22 protein-coding genes, 1 tRNA gene and 3 rRNA genes are annotated in these 24143 nt (G+C 33.3%); 19 read left to right on the top strand and 7 right to left on the bottom strand.

Annotation, left to right across the window (positions count from 1 at the left end):
- Positions 1 to 79 precede the first annotated feature (79 nt).
- The 9 genes from BV55_RS0105675 to BV55_RS0105720 all read left to right on the top strand — a co-directional run bounded on the left by BV55_RS0105675 (position 80) and on the right by BV55_RS0105720 (position 9253).
- The gene (locus BV55_RS0105675) at positions 80 to 418 is read left to right on the top strand and encodes a YbaB/EbfC family nucleoid-associated protein (RefSeq protein ID WP_029451852.1); all 339 of its coding nucleotides are present in this window, start codon (positions 80 to 82) and stop codon (positions 416 to 418) included.
- Between the two features lie 124 nt (positions 419 to 542).
- Entirely contained in the window at positions 543 to 1139 is a 597-nt protein-coding gene (gene recR / locus BV55_RS0105680) for a recombination mediator RecR (RefSeq protein ID WP_029451853.1), read from the top strand.
- Positions 1140 to 1416: 277 nt separating this feature from the next.
- Positions 1417 to 1668, top strand: coding sequence for a DUF2508 family protein (locus BV55_RS0105690; RefSeq protein ID WP_029451854.1), 252 nt, complete (start codon positions 1417 to 1419; stop codon positions 1666 to 1668).
- Between the two features lie 555 nt (positions 1669 to 2223).
- Positions 2224 to 3735 (top strand): 16S ribosomal RNA (locus tag BV55_RS0105695).
- Between the two features lie 486 nt (positions 3736 to 4221).
- Positions 4222 to 7125, top strand: a 23S ribosomal RNA gene (locus BV55_RS0105700).
- 54 nt (positions 7126 to 7179) lie between these two features.
- A 5S ribosomal RNA gene (rrf, locus tag BV55_RS0105705) occupies positions 7180 to 7296 on the top strand.
- The 16S, 23S and 5S rRNA genes sit together here with 1 tRNA gene alongside, the layout of an rRNA operon.
- 10 nt (positions 7297 to 7306) lie before the next feature.
- Positions 7307 to 7381 (top strand) — tRNA-Glu (locus tag BV55_RS0105710).
- A gap of 646 nt (positions 7382 to 8027) precedes the next feature.
- Positions 8028 to 8723, top strand: a complete 696-nt coding sequence (sfsA, locus tag BV55_RS0105715) for a DNA/RNA nuclease SfsA (RefSeq protein WP_029451855.1) — start codon at positions 8028 to 8030, stop codon at positions 8721 to 8723.
- A gap of 26 nt (positions 8724 to 8749) precedes the next feature.
- Entirely contained in the window at positions 8750 to 9253 is a 504-nt protein-coding gene (locus BV55_RS0105720; RefSeq protein ID WP_029451856.1) for an NAD(+) diphosphatase, read from the top strand.
- Between the two features lie 118 nt (positions 9254 to 9371).
- On the opposite strand, the gene BV55_RS0105725 is transcribed toward BV55_RS0105720, so the two are convergent.
- Entirely contained in the window at positions 9372 to 9716 is a 345-nt protein-coding gene (locus BV55_RS0105725; RefSeq protein ID WP_029451857.1) for a hypothetical protein, read from the bottom strand.
- On the bottom strand, positions 9713 to 10954 hold the full coding sequence (locus tag BV55_RS0105730; protein ID WP_029451858.1) for a DUF1576 domain-containing protein: 1242 nt from the start codon (positions 10952 to 10954) through the stop codon (positions 9713 to 9715). Before BV55_RS0105730 ends, BV55_RS0105725 begins: the two co-directional genes overlap by 4 nt.
- 296 nt (positions 10955 to 11250) lie before the next feature.
- On the opposite strand from BV55_RS0105730, the gene BV55_RS0105735 reads away from it, so the two are divergent.
- From BV55_RS0105735 to BV55_RS0105745, 3 genes are all read left to right on the top strand, one after another.
- The gene (locus BV55_RS0105735; protein ID WP_035794282.1) at positions 11251 to 11931 is read left to right on the top strand and encodes a beta/alpha barrel domain-containing protein; all 681 of its coding nucleotides are present in this window, start codon (positions 11251 to 11253) and stop codon (positions 11929 to 11931) included.
- A gap of 38 nt (positions 11932 to 11969) precedes the next feature.
- On the top strand, positions 11970 to 12128 hold the full coding sequence (locus BV55_RS15660) for a hypothetical protein (RefSeq protein ID WP_029451860.1): 159 nt from the start codon (positions 11970 to 11972) through the stop codon (positions 12126 to 12128).
- 100 nt (positions 12129 to 12228) lie between these two features.
- Positions 12229 to 13734, top strand: a complete 1506-nt coding sequence (locus tag BV55_RS0105745; RefSeq protein WP_029451861.1) for a carboxypeptidase M32 — start codon at positions 12229 to 12231, stop codon at positions 13732 to 13734.
- Positions 13735 to 13776: 42 nt separating this feature from the next.
- Here the strand turns inward: BV55_RS0105745 and BV55_RS0105750 are convergent, their stop codons facing one another.
- Together BV55_RS0105750 and BV55_RS0105755 are read right to left on the bottom strand one after the other, a co-directional pair.
- The gene (locus BV55_RS0105750) at positions 13777 to 14301 is read right to left on the bottom strand and encodes a chromate transporter (protein ID WP_029451862.1); all 525 of its coding nucleotides are present in this window, start codon (positions 14299 to 14301) and stop codon (positions 13777 to 13779) included.
- Positions 14298 to 14840: a chromate transporter gene (locus tag BV55_RS0105755; RefSeq protein WP_029451863.1), complete on the bottom strand. Its 543-nt coding sequence runs from the start codon at positions 14838 to 14840 to the stop codon at positions 14298 to 14300. The genes BV55_RS0105750 and BV55_RS0105755 overlap by 4 nt, the downstream gene beginning before the upstream one ends.
- Positions 14841 to 15001: 161 nt before the next feature.
- Here BV55_RS0105755 and BV55_RS15075 point away from each other — a divergent pair, with 161 nt between their 5' ends.
- Both BV55_RS15075 and BV55_RS15080 read left to right on the top strand, forming a co-directional pair.
- Positions 15002 to 16006, top strand: coding sequence for an N-acetylmuramoyl-L-alanine amidase (locus BV55_RS15075; RefSeq protein ID WP_051652412.1), 1005 nt, complete (start codon positions 15002 to 15004; stop codon positions 16004 to 16006).
- A 227-nt stretch (positions 16007 to 16233) separates the two neighbouring features.
- Entirely contained in the window at positions 16234 to 17328 is a 1095-nt protein-coding gene (locus tag BV55_RS15080) for a M14 family zinc carboxypeptidase (RefSeq protein ID WP_051652413.1), read from the top strand.
- Between the two features lie 50 nt (positions 17329 to 17378).
- Here the strand turns inward: BV55_RS15080 and BV55_RS0105775 are convergent, their stop codons facing one another.
- Both BV55_RS0105775 and BV55_RS0105780 read right to left on the bottom strand, forming a co-directional pair.
- Complete coding sequence (locus BV55_RS0105775) at positions 17379 to 17864, bottom strand: YcxB family protein (protein WP_029451865.1); 486 nt, start codon at positions 17862 to 17864, stop codon at positions 17379 to 17381.
- 86 nt (positions 17865 to 17950) lie between these two features.
- A complete protein-coding gene (locus BV55_RS0105780) occupies positions 17951 to 18436 on the bottom strand; it encodes a YcxB family protein (RefSeq protein ID WP_029451866.1) in 486 nt (161 codons plus the stop codon).
- 398 nt (positions 18437 to 18834) lie between these two features.
- Between BV55_RS0105780 and BV55_RS0105785 the strand changes: the two genes are divergently transcribed.
- The gene (locus BV55_RS0105785) at positions 18835 to 19428 is read left to right on the top strand and encodes a hypothetical protein (RefSeq protein WP_198023195.1); all 594 of its coding nucleotides are present in this window, start codon (positions 18835 to 18837) and stop codon (positions 19426 to 19428) included.
- Between the two features lie 870 nt (positions 19429 to 20298).
- Here the strand turns inward: BV55_RS0105785 and BV55_RS0105795 are convergent.
- A protein-coding gene (locus BV55_RS0105795; protein ID WP_423752101.1) for an IS3 family transposase occupies positions 20299 to 21464 on the bottom strand; the annotation gives its coding sequence in 2 pieces (ribosomal slippage) (positions 20299 to 21206 and positions 21206 to 21464; 1167 coding nt in all).
- A gap of 62 nt (positions 21465 to 21526) precedes the next feature.
- On the opposite strand from BV55_RS0105795, the gene BV55_RS0105805 reads away from it, so the two are divergent.
- The 4 genes from BV55_RS0105805 (at position 21527) to BV55_RS15085 (ending at position 23975) form a co-directional block, all read left to right on the top strand.
- Positions 21527 to 21886 (top strand): hypothetical protein, encoded by a 360-nt coding sequence (locus BV55_RS0105805; RefSeq protein ID WP_029451869.1) that lies wholly within the window; start codon positions 21527 to 21529, stop codon positions 21884 to 21886.
- A gap of 246 nt (positions 21887 to 22132) precedes the next feature.
- The gene (locus tag BV55_RS0105810) at positions 22133 to 22669 is read left to right on the top strand and encodes an RNA polymerase sigma factor (RefSeq protein WP_029451870.1); all 537 of its coding nucleotides are present in this window, start codon (positions 22133 to 22135) and stop codon (positions 22667 to 22669) included.
- A gap of 112 nt (positions 22670 to 22781) precedes the next feature.
- A complete protein-coding gene (locus BV55_RS0105815) occupies positions 22782 to 22976 on the top strand; it encodes a BhlA/UviB family holin-like peptide (protein WP_029451871.1) in 195 nt (64 codons plus the stop codon).
- A 15-nt stretch (positions 22977 to 22991) separates the two neighbouring features.
- Positions 22992 to 23975 carry an N-acetylmuramoyl-L-alanine amidase gene (locus tag BV55_RS15085; RefSeq protein WP_051652414.1) on the top strand — a complete coding sequence of 328 codons (984 nt, stop codon included), beginning with the start codon at positions 22992 to 22994 and terminating at the stop codon, positions 23973 to 23975.
- Positions 23976 to 24143: the final 168 nt, after the last annotated feature.

Here is a 24143-nt window from a genome sequence, read left to right on the forward strand (position 1 = left end):
TCAATCACACTAATGAAATATAAAAATAAAATATTATTAAGTTATAAACTTTTTAGGTAAAATTAAGGAGGTTTTCATAATGGCAAAAGGCGGATTCCCAGGAATGGGTGGAGGAAATATGAATAGCTTATTAAAGCAAGCACAAAAGTTACAACAACAAATGGAAGAGATGCAAAAGAGTTCAGAAACAAAGGAATTTGAAGTATCAGTTGGTGGTGGAGCAGTAGTTGCAAGAGCAAATGGTAAAAAGGAACTTATATCAATAGAAATAAAGCCAGAAGTAGTGGATCCAGAAGATGTAGAAATGCTTCAAGATTTGATATTAAGTGCTTGTAATGAAGTAATAAGTAAAGCAGAAGAAGATACAGCAGAAAGTATGAAAAAGCTAACTGGTGGACTTAACATACCTGGGATGTAACTAGACTAGTAATTCTTTAAATTAAAACAGTGTATTTTGAAGATGTCTAAAGCTACTACTTTTAATATAGAGTAGTAGCTTTATTTTAGCATTATATAAAGGTAAATAAGGATGTGAATATAAAATGGAATCTTATCCAGTATCCATAGAAAAACTTATAGAAGAATTTGCAAAGCTACCTAGTGTTGGATATAAGACAGCTCAAAGGCTTACCCTGCACATTTTAAATCTTCCAAAAGAAGAGGTAGAAGCATTTGCAGAAGCCTTAGTTAAGGCAAGAGGAACTATAAAATATTGCAAGGTTTGCGGTAATTATACAGATACTGACCCTTGTGCTATTTGCAGAAATCCAAATAGAGATAAAAGCATAGTATGTGTAGTAGAACAACCTAAGGATATAATGTCTTTAGAAAAGGTAAGAGAATTTAATGGCTTATATCATGTGTTACATGGCAACATATCACCTATGGCAGGAAGAGGGCCAAATGATATAAACTTAAAATCTTTAATTACTAGAATGAATGGAGAAGTAAAAGAAGTTATTGTAGCTACAAATCCTAACATAGAGGGTGAAGCTACAGCTATGTATATATCTAAAATATTGAAACCTTTAGAAGTTAAGGTAACAAGAATAGCTCATGGAATACCAGTAGGTGGAGATTTAGATTATGCAGATGAAGTTACATTGTCTAAAGCGTTAGAAGGTAGAAGAGAGATATAAGATATCAAGTGGTTTGTATATTTTAAAAATAAAGGCTTTAAAGATTAGGAGTAATTTATGGACGATATTCATGAATTACTCCTAATTTCTTTTAATAGTTTTACATATAAATTACAATCTATAATAAACAGAAATTTAAGATATGAAATTAACTTTATATTTCTTAGTATTTTAACAAAACAAAATAAAGGTTAATAATTAAGTAAAGGTTGTTATAAAAATATTATTTATGTCAATAATGAATGTAAGTAGTTATGTTTATTAAAGGGGTGTATTTATGAAGATTAATAAAAGAATATATACTAAAGAACAAATAGAAATAATTGAAGCCTTAGAGGAAACTATAAACGAGCTAGAAACTGCAAGATGTATGTTCGAAAATGCTAATGATACTAAATTAATAGAAGTAGCCATATATTCAGAGCAAGCTATAAAGGCTAAATATGAATACTTACTATTCCAAGCTAGAAAATTAGAGATAAAACTAGATGAAGAAATCTTTTATTTAAGATTAAAATCCATATGTTAAGTATTAGAGATAGTAATAATTAGATATATCTTTCAATAAAGTGGAAGATATTCTATTTTCATTTTAGCTAGAGAGTAGTTTACAGCTTATGTGTACAACCTATATAGTAGTGTTTTACGGAATATTTGTATTAATATAAAAGAAAACTATACCTAGTGTATCCATATAGACATGATGAAGAAAGAATTAGATATGGTGATTATAGAGGAGTTAACTTAGTATAAAAGGCAATATGAAGGATATACAATGTTAGCATAGATGTTATTCTATAAAAGTTCCTTAGAGGCAGAGAAAAACAAACACTTATTGCAAGGAATAAAGTTTCAAAAGTTCAAAACAAGAATGAAAAAACTTGTTGACAACTTCCAAAAAAAATGATATACTAATATAGTTGCTTCATTAAAGAAGCACATTGATCTTTGAAAATTGAACAGAAAAGATATATAAAGACCAGCAATTCTTTTGAATTATGTAATTGAGTAGATTAAACTGAGAGTTTCATTTGAAACTCACTCAGAAAGTCTTATACCAAATCTAAGATTTGGAATATACTTTTAAATTGAGAGTTTGATCCTGGCTCAGGACGAACGCTGGCGGCGTGCTTAACACATGCAAGTCGAGCGAAGTTATTCCTTCGGGAATAACTTAGCGGCGGACGGGTGAGTAACACGTGGGTAACCTGCCTCATAGAGGGGGATAGCCTTCCGAAAGGAAGATTAATACCCCATAACATAGCATTATCGCATGATAAAGTTATTAAAGGAGTAATCCGCTATGAGATGGACCCGCGGCGCATTAGCTAGTTGGTGAGGTAACGGCTCACCAAGGCCACGATGCGTAGCCGACCTGAGAGGGTGATCGGCCACATTGGGACTGAGACACGGCCCAGACTCCTACGGGAGGCAGCAGTGGGGAATATTGCACAATGGGCGAAAGCCTGATGCAGCAACGCCGCGTGAGTGATGAAGGCCTTCGGGTCGTAAAGCTCTGTCTTCGGGGACGATAATGACGGTACCCGAGGAGGAAGCCACGGCTAACTACGTGCCAGCAGCCGCGGTAATACGTAGGTGGCAAGCGTTGTCCGGATTTACTGGGCGTAAAGGGAGCGTAGGCGGATACTTAAGTGGGATGTGAAATACCCGGGCTCAACCCGGGTGCTGCATTCCAAACTGGGTATCTAGAGTGTGGGAGAGGAAAGTGGAATTCCTAGTGTAGCGGTGAAATGCGTAGAGATTAGGAAGAACACCAGTGGCGAAGGCGACTTTCTGGACCATAACTGACGCTGAGGCTCGAAAGCGTGGGGAGCAAACAGGATTAGATACCCTGGTAGTCCACGCCGTAAACGATGGATACTAGGTGTGGGGGATACCAATCCTCCGTGCCGTCGTTAACACACTAAGTATCCCGCCTGGGGAGTACGATCGCAAGATTAAAACTCAAAGGAATTGACGGGGGCCCGCACAAGCAGCGGAGCATGTGGTTTAATTCGAAGCAACGCGAAGAACCTTACCTAGACTTGACATCTCCTGAATTACCTGTAATTAGGGAAGCCCTTCGGGGCAGGAAGACAGGTGGTGCATGGTTGTCGTCAGCTCGTGTCGTGAGATGTTGGGTTAAGTCCCGCAACGAGCGCAACCCTTATTGTTAGTTGCTACCATTTAGTTGAGCACTCTAGCGAGACTGCCTGGGTTAACCAGGAGGAAGGTGGGGATGACGTCAAATCATCATGCCCCTTATGTCTAGGGCTACACACGTGCTACAATGGCGAGTACAACGAGACGCAATACCGCGAGGTGGAGCAAAACTCAAAAAACTCGTCCCAGTTCGGATTGTAGGCTGAAACTCGCCTACATGAAGCCGGAGTTGCTAGTAATCGCGAATCAGAATGTCGCGGTGAATACGTTCCCGGGCCTTGTACACACCGCCCGTCACACCATGAGAGTTGGCAATACCCGAAGTCCGTGCGCTAACGCGTAAGCGAGGCAGCGGCCGAAGGTAGGGTCAGCGATTGGGGTGAAGTCGTAACAAGGTAGCCGTAGGAGAACCTGCGGCTGGATCACCTCCTTTCTATGGAGAACTGTATTAAGATTATAGCTCGTCTATAACTCTTAGTACTAGCTGGAATTTATCTTTCTGTTCAATTTTGAAAGATCAAGTATCTTTCATGAATTAAGTCTTAGTTTAAGATTTAATGAAACATCTCCTAACGGAGATGAAAGCGAAAATGAGCTTCTCATTACATGAGAAGTAGCCGACCATCTCAAAATCGTAGATTTTGGATGTCTGGCCATGTTCTTTGAAAACTGCATATGGTTTAAAAGCAAAGTAAAACTTTAAAAAGAAAAATCTTTTGTAAGATTGAAATGATAACTCATTGATTATTTATTATGTTTTAATTGTATTTTAATATGATTAAACTTTAAAAAACTCTCTGAGTGAAGTTAGAATCTAGCAATACGAGGAAGCAACGAAGGAGGAGCGGAGTTTACCTATGGTAAATGAGCACCAGACTGAGGCAGCTGACGAAGTAGTGCGACGATTATAACGAACGAAGGTCAAGCTACAAAGGGCACATGGCGAATGCCTTGGCATCAAGAGCCGACGAAGGACGCGATAAGCTGCGATAAGCTTCGGGTAGCCGCAAATAGGCTGTGAACCGAAGATTTCCGAATGAGGAAACTCACATGGGTAAACCCCATGTATTGTATACTGAATAAATAGGTATATAAGGGTACACCCAGGGAACTGAAACATCTAAGTACCTGGAGGAAGAGAAAGAAATTCGATTTCCTAAGTAGCGGCGAGCGAAAGGGAAAGAGCCCAAACCAGAAATTTATTTCTGGGGTTGCGGACAGATCATTAAAATGGTGGTTATTTTAGCCGAATACAACTGGAAAGTTGAGCCACAGCGTGTAATAGCCACGTAGGCGAAAGAATAAAACCAAAGATCTGATCCAGAGTACCACGAGACACGTGAAACCTTGTGGGAAGCAGGGAGGACCACCTCCCAAGGCTAAATACTACTTGATGACCGATAGTGAAGAAGTACCGTGAGGGAAAGGTGAAAAGAACCCCGGAAGGGGAGTGAAATAGAACCTGAAACCGTGTGCCTACAACCGGTCAAAGCACCTTATGTGTGTGATGACGTGCTTTTTGTAGAACGAGCCAACGAGTTACGATATGTAGCGAGGTTAAGTACTTAAGGTACGGAGCCGAAGGGAAACCGAGTCTTAATAGGGCAAATAGTTGCATGTCGTAGACCCGAAACCGGGTGACCTATCCATGGCCAGGTTGAAGCAGAAGTAAAATTCTGTGGAGGACCGAACCAAATTGGTGTTGAAAAACCATGGGATGAGCTGTGGATAGCGGAGAAATTCCAATCGAACCCGGAGATAGCTGGTTCTCCTCGAAATAGCTTTAGGGCTAGCGTCGGATATGAGTAGTGGAGGTAGAGCACTGAATGGGCTAGGGGCCGTATAGGTTACCAAACTCTATCAAACTCCGAATGCCACATACTATTAGTCCGGCAGTCAGACTGCGAGTGATAAGGCCCGTAGTCAAAAGGGAAACAGCCCAGACCATCAGCTAAGGTCCCAAAGTATAGATTAAGTGGAAAAGGATGTGGGATTTCAAAGACAACTAGGATGTTGGCTTAGAAGCAGCCACTCATTAAAAGAGTGCGTAATAGCTCACTAGTCGAGAGATCCCGCGCCGAAGATGTTCGGGGCTAAAATCTATCACCGAAGCTATGGGTGTACATTTATGTACGCGGTAGAGGAGCGTCCTGTACTGGCTGAAGTCGTACCGAAAGGAGCGGTGGACGGTACAGGAGTGAGAATGTTGGCATAAGTAGCGAGAACTAGGTGAGAATCCTAGTGGTCGAAAATCTAAGGTTTCCTGGGGAAGGTTCGTCCGCCCAGGGTTAGTCGGGACCTAAGCCGAGGCCGAAAGGCGTAGGCGATGGACAATCGGTTGATATTCCGATACCACTATGTAGCGTTATTACCAATGGGGTGACGCAGGAGGATAAGATGTGCTAGCTATTGGATGCTAGTCTAAGCACTTAGGGAGTCTGGATAGGAAAATCCGTTCAGACAATTCTGAGGTGTGATGGGGAAGGTCATTATGACCGAAGTATCTGATTCCACGCTGCCAAGAAAAGCCTCTAGGGAGCAAAATAGTGCCCGTACCGCAAACCGACACAGGTAGATGAGGAGAGAATCCTAAGACCATCGGAAGAATTGCAGTTAAGGAACTCGGCAAATTGACCCCGTAACTTCGGGAGAAGGGGTGCCTACGCAAGTAGGCCGCAGAGAATAGGCCCAAGCAACTGTTTAGCAAAAACACAGGTCTCTGCTAAAGCGAAAGCTGAAGTATAGGGGCTGACGCCTGCCCGGTGCTGGAAGGTTAAGGGGAATGCTTAGCGCAAGCGAAGGCATGAACTTAAGCCCCAGTAAACGGCGGCCGTAACTATAACGGTCCTAAGGTAGCGAAATTCCTTGTCAGGTAAGTTCTGACCCGCACGAATGGCGTAATGACTTGGGCACTGTCTCAACTGCAAATCCGGCGAAATTGTAGTGCCAGTGAAGATGCTGGCTACCCGCGATTGGACGGAAAGACCCCGTAGAGCTTTACTGTAGCTTAGCATTGAATTTCGGTATTGTCTGTACAGGATAGGTGGGAGACTGAGAAACTGGGGCGTCAGCTTCAGTGGAGTCATCCTTGGGATACCACCCTGACAGTACTGAGGTTCTAACGGATACCCATGAAACTGGGTGCCGGACATTGTTAGGTGGGCAGTTTGACTGGGGCGGTCGCCTCCTAAAAAGTAACGGAGGCGCCCAAAGGTTCCCTCAGAACGGTCGGAAATCGTTCGAAGAGTGCAAAGGCAGAAGGGAGCCTGACTGCGACACCTACAAGTGGAGCAGGGACGAAAGTCGGGCTTAGTGATCCGGTGGTACCTCGTGGGAGGGCCATCGCTCAACGGATAAAAGCTACCTCGGGGATAACAGGCTGATCTCCCCCAAGAGTCCACATCGACGGGGAGGTTTGGCACCTCGATGTCGGCTCGTCGCATCCTGGGGCTGAAGTAGGTCCCAAGGGTTGGGCTGTTCGCCCATTAAAGCGGCACGCGAGCTGGGTTCAGAACGTCGTGAGACAGTTCGGTCCCTATCCGTCGCGGGCGTAGGAAATTTGAGAGGAGCTGTCCCTAGTACGAGAGGACCGGGATGGACTGACCTCTGGTGTACCAGTTGTCACGCCAGTGGCATTGCTGGGTAGCTATGTCGGGACGGGATAAACGCTGAAAGCATCTAAGCGTGAAGCCCACCTCAAGATTAGATTTCCCATAGCGTAAGCTAGTAAGACCCCTTGAAGAACACGAGGTTGATAGGTCAGAGGTGTAAGTGCAGTAATGTATTAAGCTGACTGATACTAATAGGTCGAGGGCTTGACCAAATATTTTAAACCATATGCAGTTTTGAAAGAACAAGTTCTTTCAAACAAAAAAGATCTGGTGATTATGGCTTAGTGGTAACACCCCTTCCCATTCCGAACAGGATGGTTAAGCACTAAAGCGCTGATGGTACTACAAGGGAGGCCTTGTGGGAGAGTAAGTCGTCGCCGGATTATTTTTTTTGGCTCCTTGGTCAAGCGGTCAAGACACCACCCTTTCACGGTGGTATCAGGGGTTCGATTCCCCTAGGAGTCACCATTAAATTTAATCTATATTAATATAGATTAAATACTAACAGAAATAAAAAAAGCTACCTTTAATAGGTAGCTTTTTTGTTTTAATATACCATAAATGTAAACTTAACTAGTAGTAAATTATATTTGATATTTCGACATTAATCCACAGTTAAATGCAAAAATTGATATTATAAATGAAATAACCCACAAGAATATGAAAAACTGTGGATTAATACTGTGGACAATGTGCATAACTTAATACATTTTGTAGATATATGGTGAAGGTTAAGAATTTTAGATTTGTAAATATAAAGATACATCTATATAATATAACTATATAAGTAAAATTAATTAATAATTAAATGTACATATATAGTAAATGAAAAACAAATTATATACCACATATAGATTTTAGAATTTTAAAATTTTCGCCATAAAATATAAATGAATTTATAAGATTTTAGACAATTATGTGAAAGGTAAAATGCTATGAATTCTTTACTAAAATATAGGAATAACTATATAGTACTCAAAACATGGTATTTAATATGCTAACAACTCTGTGGACAAAACCTGTGGATAATGTGCATAGTTTGGACAAGTTTCATATAAATATTGCATAAACGGTGGATAACCTTTGATTTTGATGAAATATTAAGGAGTATGATATGATTATAGAGAAAAATATAAAAACAGCAAGATTTATAAGAAGGCCAAATAGATTTCAAGCTTATGTGGAATTAGAGAGAGAAGAGCTTATGGTTCACGTACCTAATACGGGTAGATGCAAAGAAATACTTATACCTGGAACTGAGGTTATATTAAGAGAAGAACTTAATCCTTCAAGAAAGACCCTATATGATCTTATAGCTGCTTATAAGGGAGATAAACTTATTAACATAGATTCACAAATACCAAATAAGGTTGTAGAAGAAGCTTTAAAAAATGGTAGAGTAAAAGAACTTTCAAATTATACATATATTAAAAGAGAAAAGACCTTTGGTAACAGTAGATTTGACTTTAAACTTATGGATGAGGTATCTCACGCAGAATACTTTTTAGAGGTAAAAGGAGTTACATTAGAAGAGTTTGGTATAACCAAGTTTCCTGATGCGCCTACAGAAAGAGGAACTAAACACTTATTAGAACTAATTGAAGTAAAAAAAACAGGAAAGGGAGCAGGCGTGCTCTTTTTAATTCAAATGGAGAATGTTAAAGTATTTAAACCTAATGATAAAATGGATAAACTTTTTGCAGATTCATTAACACTTGCAAAGTCAAAAGGAGTAGATATAATGGCGTATGATTGTTTATTGGGAGAGAACTTTATAACTCTTAATAATAAAATAGAAATATTACTGTAAATTTTAATTCTAAGGGGGATTTTTAAATGATATATAAGTTTTGTCCTATTTGTGGTTCTAAGTTAGAAGAAAGGAGTAGTTGGGATGAAGGATCAGTTCCTTATTGTAAAGAAGATGATAAAATGTTTTTTGATACTCCAACTCCCTGTATTATAGCAGCAGTTATAAGAGATGACAAAATACTTTTATTAAAACAAAGTTACATATTTAAAAATTCAAAAGTTTTAGTATCAGGGTATGTTACAAATGGAGAAACAGTAGAGGAAACTGTAAGAAGAGAAGTTAAAGAAGAAACAGGAATAAACGTTGGAGAAGTTAAATATCTAGGTAGTGATTACTTAGAATCAAATGAAATAATAATGCTTACCTTCATGGCTAAGTATGAGTCAGGAGAAATAGAAAAATCTGATGAGGTAGAATGGTTAGATTGGACTAAAATCGAAGATGCTATATGTGAGATGCCTGAAGATGAGATAGGTAAGAGAATCGTTAAAAAGGTTATCCAACATATGGATTATAAACCTTCTTAGAATAGTGATATTTAAGTTAAAATAAATTATAGAATAGATGACTAAAACAATTTAACTACCCTTAAAATAATTTTAATTATTTAAGAGGTAGTTATTTTTAGAGATAAGGTATTTAGTTTTATCCAAGTCTTTCAAGATAGATTTCTAGAATATTATTTTTTGAATATTTAACACTTGAGGTATCTGTCATTATACCTATAAGTGTAAGCTCAGGATCTGTATCATTGTCGCCAGCTAGTATCCAGTAATGCTCTTCTAACTCATGGGACCGTTTAGCTGATAGTAGCTTTTCAAGTAAGAATACATCTTTTTCACTTAAGCTTATATCAAAGGCTTTAATATGAAATTCAGTACATTGATTCTTTGTAATAACATTTATATTAATGTTTTGTGAACCATGCTTATAACAATAATTCATCAGTTCATTCACAATCTTAGTGTTTCTATACATTAAATGTTTCATTTCGTAGGCTCCTTTCTAAAAGCGTTTATTATAGGTACAAGCACTAAAGCAACAATGCCACCAGCTAAACCATTATTGTATAAGTTTAAACCTCCATGAAGATATCCTGTATTCATTACAGTACAAACATGCAAAAATCCTGCTAGCATACCATAAAGGATACCAAATTGACCAGCGATAGGAGCCAGTGTTGTTGAAAATAATGTGGACAAGATCATTTGTGGAGAATTTAAATCCCATATGTTTAATAAGCTTGCAAGAATAGCGCCTAATACTACAGGAGCAGTATTTTTAATATGTTTCCCAAAGGCACCAAATCCTGAAATCGTAAATATACCGGCAATAACTGGCCCATTTAAGTCACCACCTATGATTACTACATATAAGGTAAATATAAGACCTAAAATTCCCATGTTTATAAATGCAGCATATTCAAATAACAAATAAAAGTCTGTTACTAATCTTCCAGGAAATTTGGTGATTTCTAATACGTTTTTGAAGCTTTTTCCGTTTAAGATAAAGCCAATTATAATCATAAAAGAAAATATAATTATAAGAAATGTAAGTATGTATGGATTTATACCCTCGTACCAGATAAACCTACTTTCAAAGTTTATGCCAAAGGCTCTAAAGATTGACATAAGTATGGTTGCAAGGATACCTGCTGCAAAGCCCACATTATATAAATTATAACCTTGATGTACCTTTATACAATGGGAAGCAAGTGGAGGTAATATAAATCCTATAAATGTAGTTATAATAATTCCTACAATTATACCTAAGGCTGGTGGAAGATAACCTGAAAAGGTTAATTGACCCACAGTTGGTGCTAGTGTAGTTCCTAAAAGAGCTATTAGAGTATAGTTTAGAAAAGGCTCCTTTTGGTATTTAGAGTATAGCCATACACCAAATATTATAGGCCATATGTTAGCTATGTTTTTACCAAAGAAACCAAAGCCAGCCATAAGCCAAATAGCCATTATAGTAGATCCATTAGGCTTTATACCCGTTTTAATTAAAATGAATATACACATAAGGGTTAAAAGTCCTGCGTTAACAAAAGATGCGCCAACACCACCTAGAGCTAAGTAATCGGTTATTAATATATCAGAATTCATTACTATAGTTAATATACCATGAAATATGTTCGAGGGCGTATCTACAATAAATCCAAAAATTATAAAAGAACTAAATATAATTATTGATATAATGTAAGATTTATAAATTTCATTTTTCATAAGTCCTCCTAAAAAATAAGTTATTAAATAACTAGTTACAGTATAATTTATAATGGTTACGTTAAGCAATATTTATTTTTAATTAAATATATTATAATAGTTAATTAAAAATTAACCTAAAATAAAGAAAGTGGTATATTATATAATGTATAGCTAATAAAAGTACTTTAAATAAGTTTGTCCACAATATATAATATAGTATATATACAAACTACCATAAATTAATATAAATAAATTTAGATTTATATATGTTTATGTTTTCATATAATATAAATTTTAGTATGGGAGGAATCATCATGGAAAAACAAGTTCCTGAAATTAAAGGTCAGTTAAGAAATCATATGATTGAGTTACCTACTGTTATAAGGGAAGCTACAGGTATTAAGATATTTGGCAAAAGGCTGAAGTCTTTTTTATTTAGTACAGATGTTGCAGTTATAAGAAATACCAACGCTGATGCAGTAATTGCAGTATATCCCTTTACTCCACAACCAGTAATAACACAGGCATTATTATTAGCAGCAGATGTTCCAGTATTTTGTGGAGTTGGTGGTGGTATAACCACAGGTAAAAAGGTAGTCAATTTAGCTTTAGATGCAGAATTCAAAGGAGCTATGGGTATAGTTGTTAATAGTCCTACTCCAAATGAGGTTATAAGTAAGATTAGAGATACTATAGATATACCTATAATTGTAACTGTAGTTTCAGAATATGAAGACATAAGGTCAAGGATAGAATCTGGGGCTACAATAATAAATGTTTCAGGAGGAAAAGATACTTCAAAGATAGTAAGAAATATAAGAGAAAGGTATCCAAACTTCCCTATAATGGCAACAGGTGGGCCAACAAATCAAACTATTTTAGAAACCGTCAAAGCAGGAGCAAATGCAATAACATATACACCTCCATCCACAGCAGATATATTAAATGAAATTATGGAGAGATATAGAAAGCAATATGAAGATGAAAGTATTTAACTTTTAATTTTTATATTTTTAATATGAGGAGTTTTAATATGATAGAAAATAATTGTAAGGTCTGTCCTGAGTATCTAAACAATAATTGTGAGGGCGGAGCTCTAGATTGTATGTGCCTTAAATGCCCAAGAAACCTTGGAAAGTGTATGATAACAAAATACTGTACGGAAACAGAGTCTATTCTAACATTTGATTAGAAGGAATAGGTGAATGCTTATTGAATATATGTTAGGTAACTTAAATGTTACACTATATTTTTTATAAGGTAATATACTTTAAATAAAAGGGGGTAACAAAATGAACAAAGAATATGGGGAAAAGTTGAATGAAGTAAGAGAATATATGCTTGATTTAGAACACTTAAATCAAGTGATTGGACTAGTTTACTGGGACATGAGAGTTGGAATACCAAAAAAGGCTATAGACTCTAGATCAGAAGTAATAGGATATCTATCAGGGGAATCTTATAAGCTTTCAACTTCTGATAAGGTAAAAGAGTTTATCGACTACTTTGAAGGAGTAGAAGGTCTTGATGATATTTCAAGTTCTATGATAGAAAACTTAAAAAAAGAATATGAAAAGACTAAAAAGATACCATCAGATAGACATAAAGAATATACAATCCTTGCATCTAAATCTGAGGTAGCCTGGGAAGAGGCTAAAGATAAATCAGATTTTGAAATATTCAAACCATACCTTCAAAAGGTAGTAGATTTTAAAGATGAATTTATAAATTATTGGGGATATGATAAGAATAAATATGACACTTTATTAGACTTTTATGAGCCAAGTATAACTGTAGAAAAGCTAGATGATATCTTTGGTGAGCTTAGAGATGGTATAGTTGAACTATTAGAAAAGATAAACAATAGCAAAGTAAAACCAAGAGATGATTTCTTTAAAAAGGAATTCTCTAAAGAGTCTCAAGAAGAATTTAGTAAGTTTGTTGTAAAAAAGTTAGGTTATGATTTTGATGCAGGAAGAATAGATGAAAGCGTACATCCTTTTACTATAAATTTTGGAAATAAGGATGTAAGAATCACAACTAAATACTTAACAAATGAATTTAGGAGTGCGTTATTTAGTACAATACATGAAGGTGGACATGCTATTTATGAGCAAGATATACCTGATGAATTAAACGGAACAGGTCTTGGGACAGGGGTGTCTATGGGTATACATGAATCTCAATCAAGATTTTATGAAAATATTATAGGAAGAAGTAAGTCCTTTTGGAAGTATTTTTATCCTGAAGCTAAAAAGAGATTCCCACAATTTGAAGGAGTTTCACTTGAAGAATTTTATAAGGGTTTAAATACAGTAGAACCATCCCTTATAAGAACAGAAGCAGATGAGCTTACTTATAGCTTACATGTAATTATAAGATATGAAATTGAAAAGGCCCTTGTAAATGGAAAGATTAAAGTAGAAGATTTACCTAGAGTTTGGAATGAAAAATATAAAGAATACTTAGGAGTAGAAGCAAGCTGTGATGCAGAAGGAGTACTTCAAGATATGCATTGGTCTGATGGAAGTTTTGGATATTTTCCAAGTTATGCCCTTGGAAATATATATGGCGCTCAATTCTTAAATAAAATGAAAAAGGATATTCCAAATATGGATGAAGAAATTGAAAAAGGTAACTTTGAAGATATTCATAAATGGTTAAGTGAAAATATCCATAAGCATGGAGCCGTTTATAAACCTGCAGATCTTATAAAGATGGTAACACGAGAAGAACTTACAGCTAAATACTTTATAGAATACTTAAATAAAAAGTATACTGAAATATACGACCTATAAATAATTATAACCTCCTTATAATAAAACTATAAGGAGGTTATATTAATAAATAATGATTCCTATAATAGCTACTATAGCTATTAGTAAAATAGGATCCACCTTTTTTAAGGAAGCTATAAATACTCCTAAAAATAATATAATACTTTTAAAATCTATAAATATGCTCTTATTTACAAGTAATAATGCAGCTGCAGCTATAAGTCCAATTACCGTAGGTCTTATACCTTTGAAAGCGTAATCTACATATTTATTATTTTTAAATTTAACAAAGAAAATAGATATTATCATCATTATTATAAATGAAGGAAGAGAAACTCCTAAGGTAGCAAGCAAGGAACCAAAAGGTGAGCTGGTTGCTGTATAACCTATGTAGGTAGCGCTGTTTATTGCAATAGGACCAGGAGTTACCTGAGATATTGCAATTATGTCTGTAAATTCACTTAAAGTAAGCCATGAATTATTTATAACAACCTCTTGCTTTATTAAAGGAAGCATAGCATATCCGCCACCAAAACTAAAAAGTCCTATCTTAAAAAATGTGATAAACAATTTTAGATATAAGTTCATTTGTTTGCCTCCTTTACTTTTCCATAAACTATACCACCTATAGCAGCTAAGACTATGAATAGTATTGGAGTTATATTAAAAAATGCAATTAGAACTGCCACTAAAATAGGTATAATTATATTTCTTTTATTTATTCCAGCATTCTTTCCCATTCTATAAAGAGGGGCAGCAATTAAAGCTACTATTGCAGGCCTTATTGCCTTAAAGCTTTTTTCTACATATATATTATCTTTTATATCCCTAAAAAACAGAGCAATAATTAATATTATTAAAAAAGAGGGTAAAATTGCTCCAAGAGTTGTACAGATAGCTCCCAAAAACCCTGCACTTTTATATCCTACAAATACAGCAGTGTTTACAGCTATAGGTCCGGGGGCAGATTGAGCTAAAGCTAAAGAGTCTATAAATTCTTGTTTGTCTAGCCAACCCTTATTATCCACCACCTCTTTTTCAATTAAGGGAACCATGGCATATCCTCCACCTAGTGTAAAGGCGCCAATTTTAGCAAAACATAAAAATAGTTCTAAATAAATATTCACAAAAGAAACCTCCTCACCTTATTAATATAAGTTACTATTGTTTATAGTAACTTTTAAGAGAATTTTAGTAGCACATGTATATATTATATAGTATATATAGTTTTTTAAAATAGCTAATAGGGATTAATAGATTATATATTCAAATAGGAAGGAGATTTTTTATGTTTTTAGATAGAGGTACTTTAATAAGTGGTGATGCAGGTCATAATTCACCACCAGATACCGGAAGTGGTGGATATAGGAAAGAAGATGATCTTACTAAAGAGGTTTGGAATTTAATACAAGATAAGCTTAGAGATAGAGGATATTTAACTAAGGATTGCACCCCATGGGGTAAAAGATTTGATAGTGTAAATAAATCTTTAGCCTTTAGGGTAAATGAAGCAAATAATAGTGGTTCAAAGCTTCATCTATGTATACACTTTAATTCTGGAGGTGGAACAGGTGTAGAATGTTATATAAGCGGTAATAAAGATTTAGAAAGGGGCTTTGCAACCAACATTTGTACGGAGATTTCTAGATTAGGTTATATAAATAGAGGTGTAAAAACAGCAAATTTATATGTTCCAAGATATACATCTATGCCTTGTGTACTAGTAGAATGCTCATTTGTAGATTCTAAGCAAGATATGGACAAGTATAGTGGGAATGATATTGTAGAGGCTATAGTTAAAGCAATAACTAATGCAGAGGCTAATTTAGAATCTAATTCAAAACCTGAATTAGAAGAATCTAAAGAACTAAACTTTTCCTACAAGAACAATGCGAAGGTTATAAGAGACTTCCTTTATGTAAGAGATTCCATAGGAAATATAATACCAGGTAGAAGAGTAGATATAGGGGATAATATAAAAGTTTTAGATGTAAGCTATGCAAAACAACTTGTCTTAGCCCAATATCCTACAGCTTCAGGAGTTAAAAGAGGTTATGTAACTAATGCAATTAATTGCATTGAATATTATTATAAAGATGAATACTCTAATGGATCAACAAAAGAAACAGTATACGATGAAAATGGCTTATATCTTGGATCACTAGATCCATTTGAAAAGGCAACACCCTTATATAGAAAAGGTGGAAGACTTCATGTAGTATACAATACTAATAAAGGAAAGAACACAAAATCAGGTTATGTAATTTATAATGGTAACTTTAATAAGTTTTAATGTGTAAATAACCATTAGTAAAGATAATAATCAAAAAGAGAGAAAAGGCTTTTGCTTTTTCTCTCTTTTTGATTTATCTGATTACTACTCCTATGCGTCTGGATAAGTTCTTGTAAGATTCAGGTAGATAGAGTACTTTTCATAAGCGAACCCTACCTGAATCTAAGAATCATTTGATATGAAGATATTCGATTAGTTTTAATAAAAGACTAATGGAGGTTTTAAAAATGGGGAAATATTATCCAAATGTAAATCCAGGTGAAATAGTACAAGGAGGATTCACCTATCCTAATAATGCTAAGTTACAAGGAGACTTCTTATATTTAAGAGATGCAAACAAAAACATGGTATCAGGTAGGCAAGTTGACAACGGTAATAGAATAACAGTATTAGATGTAGGTTATACAAAACAATTAGCATTAGTTCAATATCCAACATCAGCTGGGGTGAGACAAGGATATGTTAAATATGAAGGAGTATCTGGATTTACTGATTCTAACATTAAAATTCCACCTATTTCACACCCTCAAGCAATTAAAGAAGAGTATGGAATTAGTGGAAAGGGACGTCCATTAAATGTTTATAAAATAGGAAATGGTAGTAAGGTATTATTTGCTGGTTTTGCGCTACACGGCTGGGAAGATAACTGGGATAATGATGGACTTGCTTTAGTTGATATAGCAAACTCATTAATAACTAGACTTGGAGATTATAAGTCACAAAATAATGGACTTCACGGATGGACTGTATATATTGCTCCATGTATGAATCCAGATGGAGTTATTGTTAGAGGAACTAAGGATGGACCAGGTAGATGTGCTGTAACTAGTAGAATTGATATGAATAGATGTTTTCCTTATAATTTTACGCCACAGTATAGTTCTAGAAATTACACTGGATCAAATTCATTGGGTGCTCAAGAGGCTAAAGCTATAAAAAGTTACTTAGAAAAAATAAATTCATCTTCTACTGAAATGATAGTTTTAGATTTTCATGGTTGGATCAACTTTACTCAAGGTAATGCTGAAATTGGAAGATACTTTGGGAGTCAATTTGGATTTGGACATAATAATGGATATAGTTCAGGATTCTTTTCAAGTTGGGCTTCTACTTTAAAAAACACTAAAGCAGTACTAATAGAGTACCCAACTTCAACCTATAGTTATAGTGATGTGATTACTGGTAACTATATAGGTAAAACATTCAATGGTATAGTAAATATTTTAAAGAACAATCCAGGATCTTCTGGTGAATGGATTAAAAAAGGAGATAGATGGTATTACGGTGTATATGAACTCATAAAGATACTTATTAAAATATAAAATAAAAGGTAATTACAATTTTATATTACAACTTGTCTTAATATTTAAATTCATTTTATTAAATGCTTATTAAATTCATTTATAAAAGCATTTTTAGTATCTTCATTTTCAAAGGCTATTTTAGGTATTGATATAATTTCTTTTGAATTATATAGATGTATATATTTACTAGATTCAACTACCTTATCAAATAATGACCAATACAAAATCATATCATAGTTAGTTGAAGTAATTGATAGTCCAGCTTCATTTATCGATAATAAGAATTCATTTACTTCATTATTTAATTGATATTCTAGTCGATTAGAAATGGCCTTTTTGGTGAATAGCATATCTGATGTAGTTGACACTATATATAATATGAGGAATGTAAAGATTCCTTCCTTCAATATAAGGAAAACAAGTGGTACTAAGATTACAATAGGAAATGTATATCTTTCTACTAAAATGCGTTTTTTAAGATCTTTAGATTTTAAAATATATTCTAACTTAGAATTTATATATTCTTCTCTTAAAAGAGAATATTTTATCTCCATTTAAACACCTCCATTAGTAATAAAATTTATTTATATATCTTTAAAATGGTGAAATGAAATACATCTTCATGGTTTTGGGTTGTTTTTTATTTTCCTAAATATTTATTTAGTTCATTTATAAAATCGGTTTTATTATTTTTGTTTTTAAATATCTTTTTAGGTATTGATATATTCTCCTTTGAATTATATAAATGTATATATTTTTTAGATTCAACAATCTTATTAAATAATGGCCAATATAAATTAAGCTTATATTCATTGGTGGTAACTGATATAGAATTTTCATTTATAGATAATAAGAATTCATTTATTTCATGCTTTAATTCCTTTTTAACTCGATAATGAAGACCTACCTTAACTGACATTGGCAGAAATATAACCATTAATATGTACATCATAAGAAAGGTGCCAATCCCCTTTTTTAATAAGAAGAAGGTAATAGGTGCGAATATTACAATAGTAAGTATATATCTACCTACAAAAAATCGTTTTTTAAAATCTTCAGAACCAAATATATACTCTACTTTAGAATTTATATATTCTCTTTTTGTAAAAGAATATTTTATGTCCATATGAATACCCCCTATTAGTAATGGATAGTGTTAAAACTACCTTTGTTTAAATATGTGCCAACTATACTTGATATTAATACGTTTATGCATTGATAAAAGATTACAAATAACAAAAGAATACCGCCTCCATAATCATTTGGATCAAGCCGCATAGGAAAAAGATAAGGACTGTTAATAAACATATATTACCACAACGTAAACATTTTATAAATGATTGTTGTTAAATAACACGAAGACAGCATTTTTAATATAACACTTTTAAAAGATTATCTGAAAACTTTATTTTAAGATAGTCTCTTTTTTAGTATTAGAAATAAGGAGACATCTACTCATTTCTTTTATGTAAGGTTAATGTTAAAATAAGGAGAATGCTAATTTTAAGGAGTGAAGATTTTAATATGTTTAAAAAGAAAAACAATATAATACTAATATTATTAAGTGTAATAATAACTACCTTTTTTTTAGGATGTACAAAAGCTTCTGAAACTGAGCCCTCAAACTTTCCGTTAAAGAAGGAAGTGGGTAATTATATAATTGATATAGAGTATACTAAATATTTCGGGAATTATTTGCTAACAAAATATTATATAACAACAAAGGATGGTTCAAATATAGATGGAATAATAAACTCAGTTGAATTCCGTTATAGACCAAGCTACTTAGGGGGTTCCATAGATCCTCTTACTTTAGGAATTAATGATATATCTAAGTTAAATAGTAGTTCATTTAATAATGATATATTTACACATTTTTATTCCTATAATACAGCCACAGAAAAAGATGGTACTAGTTTTGCTAAGGAGTGGTTTAAAAATAAATTAGGAAGCGTAAAAGCGGCCGTGAATAAAACGTCTTATGATGGTATTTTAGGTAAAACAAATGAACAAATAAATAGTTATTTAGAAGACTCAAAGGAGAAAGGATATAGTGAAAATGGATCAATTTATTATCCCGAGTTAGGTAAAGATGCTTATTGGGTAGATTTTATATAAAAAGTAATGGCCCAATACCACAATAATCAAGTAGAATTTTTCTACTTGATTATTTGTTTACTTATTAAATATAAAATTAACAAAAAAGAAGGAATTATTAAAACTAAATATTTTATAAAACCTAAAACATAGATAATTTTAATAATAAATACAAATGGTGCTAAAAGAATATTAATTATAATTATTAATATCTCCATAGTTAAACTCATGTCAGGAGTAGTTTGCATCATAGCCGTCAAAAAGTAGTCTATATTAAAAATAAGTACACTAAATAATATACATAAAAAAATAAAATACTTATTTAAATTAATTTTATCTATTTTAAATTTTTTAAAGCATAATAGCATTGTGAACATATTTAATATAAGTATACAGATTGAATATTTCACACTAAGAAATGGTTCTTTAGTAATATTTATAAAGATAAAGCTTATTATTATTAGTAATAAATGAATGTATATAAGTTTATGTTTTTTCATTTCGAACCTCCAATTATATTTCTAAAAGCTGTTATTAGAATATCTTTTTAATACCTTACTTGACTTATACTACTATCCTTAAGTATTTCATGAAAGTTTTTAACTTGAATATCTATTCCTATTGAATTAAAACTACTTTTATCCACAGTTTGCTATAATTACAAAAGTATTATTTAGTATAAAGATGCGTATTCCTTCAAGTTTTTACATTCAAAAATTTCGTAGAGGTCTCGCCAATATTTCCGGCAAAATCCTCCCTAAGAAATAAAGTGGTTAATTATTGCATATACCATTACATATGAGATATAGTAACACTGACCCTTACCCAATAAAATAGACACTCTAAACTCGTATTATCTCTTATTTTCGTAGCATAACTTAATATTTCATTTTATGCAACGTTAACTTTTCGATTGGCTTTATTATAATATTCTTCAGGTGTAACATATCCATTTGAAGCGTGGATTCGTTGCCGATTATAAAATACCTCAACATATTCAAATACGGCTGCACGGGCCTCTTCACGGGTTTTAAAGTGGGTACCATAAAGCCATTCACATTTTAATTTACCCCAGAAAGATTCCATTGGTGCATTATCCCAACAGTTGCCTTTTCGGGACATGCTACATGTGAAACCATACTTTTTAATTAAATCTTGGTAATCATAAGAACAGTACTGTGAACCTCTATCCGAGTGTAAAATGACGTTTGAAGGCTTCCCAGCACGTAGATATGCTGAATTCAACGCGTTAATAACTAACTCCTTTGTCATTCGTTCACTCATGGACAATCCAACAATTTTTTGTCCACATAAATCCAATATTCCAGCAATATAGAGCCATCCTTCATCTGTCCACAGATAGGTGATATCACTTACCATTTTCTCATTAGGTTTGTCCACAGAAAAGTCACGGTTAAGGATATTTTCTGCAACTGGAAGCTTATGATTAGAATTTGTAGTTGCTATAAATTTCTTTGAAACCTTTGATTTTATGCCATTTTCACTCATGATATGTTCCACTCTTTTATGATTAATAGGAGTTTTGCTTTTGGCGTTTAATATCCGCGTAATTTTTGTTGAACCGTAAACTTTCTTGCTTTTGACATGGATATCACTAATTTCTTTTAATAGAAGACTATTTGCTTTCGATCTCATACTTTCCGGACGTTTCTCCCATGCATAGTAGCTGCTCCTAGAAACGGATAGGACCATGCATAGCTTCGCTATATGGTAGTTCATGCGATTAGCCTTGATAAATAGAAATCTCTTTATTTGAGGTTTCTCGCGAAGTAGGCTGCCGCTTTTTTTAATATATCATTCTCCTCTTTGAGGTCCCTATTTTCTTTTTCAAGTTTATGAAATTTTTCATCTTCTGGGCTTAAGTGTCCACTACCTATAAATGGAGCCTTAGGAGATTTCCTATACTTGTTTACCCATCCCTGCATTGTGGTAGACTTAACACCTAAATCAGCAGCTACTTTTGACATTGGTTCTCCTGTTTTTTCTACTCTCTTTACTGCTTCCATTTTAAATTCAGCACTATAACTTTTATTCATCTAAAATCATCCACCCTTCATTTTTAGTATAGCACGAGTTCGTCGTGTCTAACAAAGGGGGTATGGGTCAGGATTTTACAATTGAGAGTTTAGGAAACTTTGAATTTGGTTCTTTAATTGATTTTTATGTTGAGGATACAAAGAATTCAGATACTTATGATATTGGAGATAAATATAGTTTAAAGCTAATATCAGGAAACTATATTAATGCATACGACCTTAAAACCTTCTTAGGTTACCAAAATAATGATGTTAAACAATTAAGTGAATTAAAAGATTATGATTACAATAAGGATTCAAAACATATTGTATTTTGTACTGGAAATCTATTATATAATCCTGAAGATGTTGATATAAATAATATGCAGATATATTTAGTTGATAATCAAACTCAAAATGAAACTTTGATATATTCAAAATAAATTTTAAAATTGCAATGTAAAATAAAAAAAGATGTATGTTCTAAAAGTTAACTTTTAGAACATACATCTCTTTTTTTGTATCTTTTATGGGTGTACTTTTGAGTATCTTTAAGAATAGAAATTAATATTTTAATTCATTAAAAGTGCAAAATCCCCATTAATTTTCAAAAAAATATTTTGAGGCCTTTACAATATGTAAGATTATCTATGTTTAAGTGAAAATAGGTAATTAGGGAGGAATATTGTATGAGGGATTTATGTGAAATAATTCAAAGCTGCAAAGATGGAAATGAGGAGGAGGTAGTATTTATTTTAAATAAGTTTGACCCTTTAATAAATAAATATTCAAGATTACTTGAATATGAAGATACAAAACAAGAATTGAGTCTTACACTTATTAAGGTTTTACAAAGGATTAGAATAGATAAAGGAAATTTTACAGAAGACAAATATATAATTAGTTATATAAATAAATCTATTATAAATAGATATATAGCTCTTTCAAAGCAATTATCAAAAGTAAGTCGTTATGAGTCAGAAGCCGATATTAATTTAATATATGCTGATAATGATGAAGACGTTTTAGATATATGCGATCTATTAAAAGATCTAACAGAAATAGAACGAAAAGTAATAATATTAAAGTATATGTATATGATGAAAGACAGCGAAATAGCAATACTTAACAACATTTCTAGACAAGCAGTTAACCAAGCTAAAAATAGAGCTATAAGTAAATTAAGATTATATTTTAAAAAAAGTTTAAATATTGTAGATAAATAATAACTTAATTTACAAAAGTAATTTATAGCACTTTACGAATTTAAGATGTAAAGGCTTATTATAAGTTGAACTTAAATTTTACTAGAAATGTATCTAAGGGAGGAGGGGTTTTATGGAGAATCAGATATTAAAGTTAGTGGCTAGTCAAGGTGCTTTTGCTATTTTATTTTGTTATTTATTATTCTATGTTTTAAAAGAAAATAGTAAAAGAGAAAATAATTATCAAACTATAATCCAAGAACTAACAGGTTTACTACCTACAATTAAAAATGATGTGGAAGCTATTAAAGAAAAAATATTTAAATAGAAAGGAGACCATTTTATGTTTTTAGATAGAGGTACTTTAATAAGTGGTGATGCAGGTCATAACTCACCACCAGATACCGGGGCTAGTGGATATAGAAAAGAAGATGATCTTACTAAAGAAGTTTGGAATTTAATACAAGATAAGCTTAGAGATAGGGGATATTCAACTAAAGATTGCACCCCATGGGGTAAAAGATTTGATAGTGTAAATAAATCTCTAGCATTTAGGGTAAATGAAGCGAATAATAGTGGTTCAAAGCTTCATCTATGTATACACTTTAATTCTGGAGGTGGAACAGGTGTAGAATGTTATATAAGTGGTAATAAATATTTAGAAAGGAGCTTTGCAACCAACATTTGCACAGAGATTTCTAGATTAGGTTATATAAATAGAAGTGTAAAAACAGCAAATTTATATGTTCCAAGATATACATCTATGCCTTGTGTATTAGTAGAATGCTCATTTGTAGATTCAAAGCAAGATATGGATAAGTATAATGGTAATGATATTGCAGAGGCTATAGTTAAAGCAATAACTAATTCAGAACATGATTCAAAACCTGACTTAAGTCTTGGTTTAGAGGAATCTAAGGAATTAAGATTTTCCTATAGTAACAATGCTAAGGTTATAGGAGATTTCCTCTATGTAAGAGATTCCATGGGAAATATAATACCAGGGCGAAGAGTAGATATAGGAGATAATATAACAGTTTTAGATGTAAGCTATGCAAAACAACTTGTCTTAGCCCAATATCCTACAGCTTGTGGAGTTAAAAGAGGTTATGTAACTAATGCCACTAATTGCATTGAATATTATTACCAAGATGAATACTCTAATGGATCAACAAAGGAGATAGTATACGATGAAAATGGCTTATATCTTGGATTACTAGATCCATTTGAAAAGGCAATACCTAAAAAGAGAGAAAACGCTTTTGCTTTTTCTCTCTTTTTGATTTATCTGATTACTACTCCTATGCGTCTGGATAAGTTCTTGTAAGATTCAGGTAGATAGAGTACTTTTCATAAGCGAACCCTACCTGAATCTAAGAATCATTTGATATGAAGATATTCAATTAGTTTTAATAAAAGACTTATCATTGATATTATAAATCTGAAGATAAAAGTATTTTAATATATATTTTCATCTAACCTTTACATATTTAAG

The sequence above is a fragment of the Clostridium algidicarnis genome (assembly GCF_000703125.1).
Classification (GTDB): Bacteria; Bacillota; Clostridia; order Clostridiales; family Clostridiaceae; genus Clostridium_L; species Clostridium_L algidicarnis.

Coding starts and splice junctions, on each gene's coding strand:
- BV55_RS0105675 (WP_029451852.1), top strand. CDS start 80: ATGGCAAAAGGCGGATTCCCAGGAATGGGTGGAGGAAATATGAATAGC.
- recR (WP_029451853.1), top strand. CDS start 543: ATGGAATCTTATCCAGTATCCATAGAAAAACTTATAGAAGAATTTGCA.
- BV55_RS0105690 (WP_029451854.1), top strand. CDS start 1,417: ATGAAGATTAATAAAAGAATATATACTAAAGAACAAATAGAAATAATT.
- sfsA (WP_029451855.1), top strand. CDS start 8,028: ATGATTATAGAGAAAAATATAAAAACAGCAAGATTTATAAGAAGGCCA.
- BV55_RS0105720 (WP_029451856.1), top strand. CDS start 8,750: ATGATATATAAGTTTTGTCCTATTTGTGGTTCTAAGTTAGAAGAAAGG.
- BV55_RS0105725 (WP_029451857.1), bottom strand. CDS start 9,716: ATGAAACATTTAATGTATAGAAACACTAAGATTGTGAATGAACTGATG.
- BV55_RS0105730 (WP_029451858.1), bottom strand. CDS start 10,954: ATGAAAAATGAAATTTATAAATCTTACATTATATCAATAATTATATTT.
- BV55_RS0105735 (WP_035794282.1), top strand. CDS start 11,251: ATGGAAAAACAAGTTCCTGAAATTAAAGGTCAGTTAAGAAATCATATG.
- BV55_RS15660 (WP_029451860.1), top strand. CDS start 11,970: ATGATAGAAAATAATTGTAAGGTCTGTCCTGAGTATCTAAACAATAAT.
- BV55_RS0105745 (WP_029451861.1), top strand. CDS start 12,229: ATGAACAAAGAATATGGGGAAAAGTTGAATGAAGTAAGAGAATATATG.
- BV55_RS0105750 (WP_029451862.1), bottom strand. CDS start 14,301: ATGAACTTATATCTAAAATTGTTTATCACATTTTTTAAGATAGGACTT.
- BV55_RS15075 (WP_051652412.1), top strand. CDS start 15,002: ATGTTTTTAGATAGAGGTACTTTAATAAGTGGTGATGCAGGTCATAAT.
- BV55_RS15080 (WP_051652413.1), top strand. CDS start 16,234: ATGGGGAAATATTATCCAAATGTAAATCCAGGTGAAATAGTACAAGGA.
- BV55_RS0105775 (WP_029451865.1), bottom strand. CDS start 17,864: ATGGAGATAAAATATTCTCTTTTAAGAGAAGAATATATAAATTCTAAG.
- BV55_RS0105780 (WP_029451866.1), bottom strand. CDS start 18,436: ATGGACATAAAATATTCTTTTACAAAAAGAGAATATATAAATTCTAAA.
- BV55_RS0105785 (WP_198023195.1), top strand. CDS start 18,835: ATGTTTAAAAAGAAAAACAATATAATACTAATATTATTAAGTGTAATA.
- BV55_RS0105805 (WP_029451869.1), top strand. CDS start 21,527: ATGGGTCAGGATTTTACAATTGAGAGTTTAGGAAACTTTGAATTTGGT.
- BV55_RS0105810 (WP_029451870.1), top strand. CDS start 22,133: ATGAGGGATTTATGTGAAATAATTCAAAGCTGCAAAGATGGAAATGAG.
- BV55_RS0105815 (WP_029451871.1), top strand. CDS start 22,782: ATGGAGAATCAGATATTAAAGTTAGTGGCTAGTCAAGGTGCTTTTGCT.
- BV55_RS15085 (WP_051652414.1), top strand. CDS start 22,992: ATGTTTTTAGATAGAGGTACTTTAATAAGTGGTGATGCAGGTCATAAC.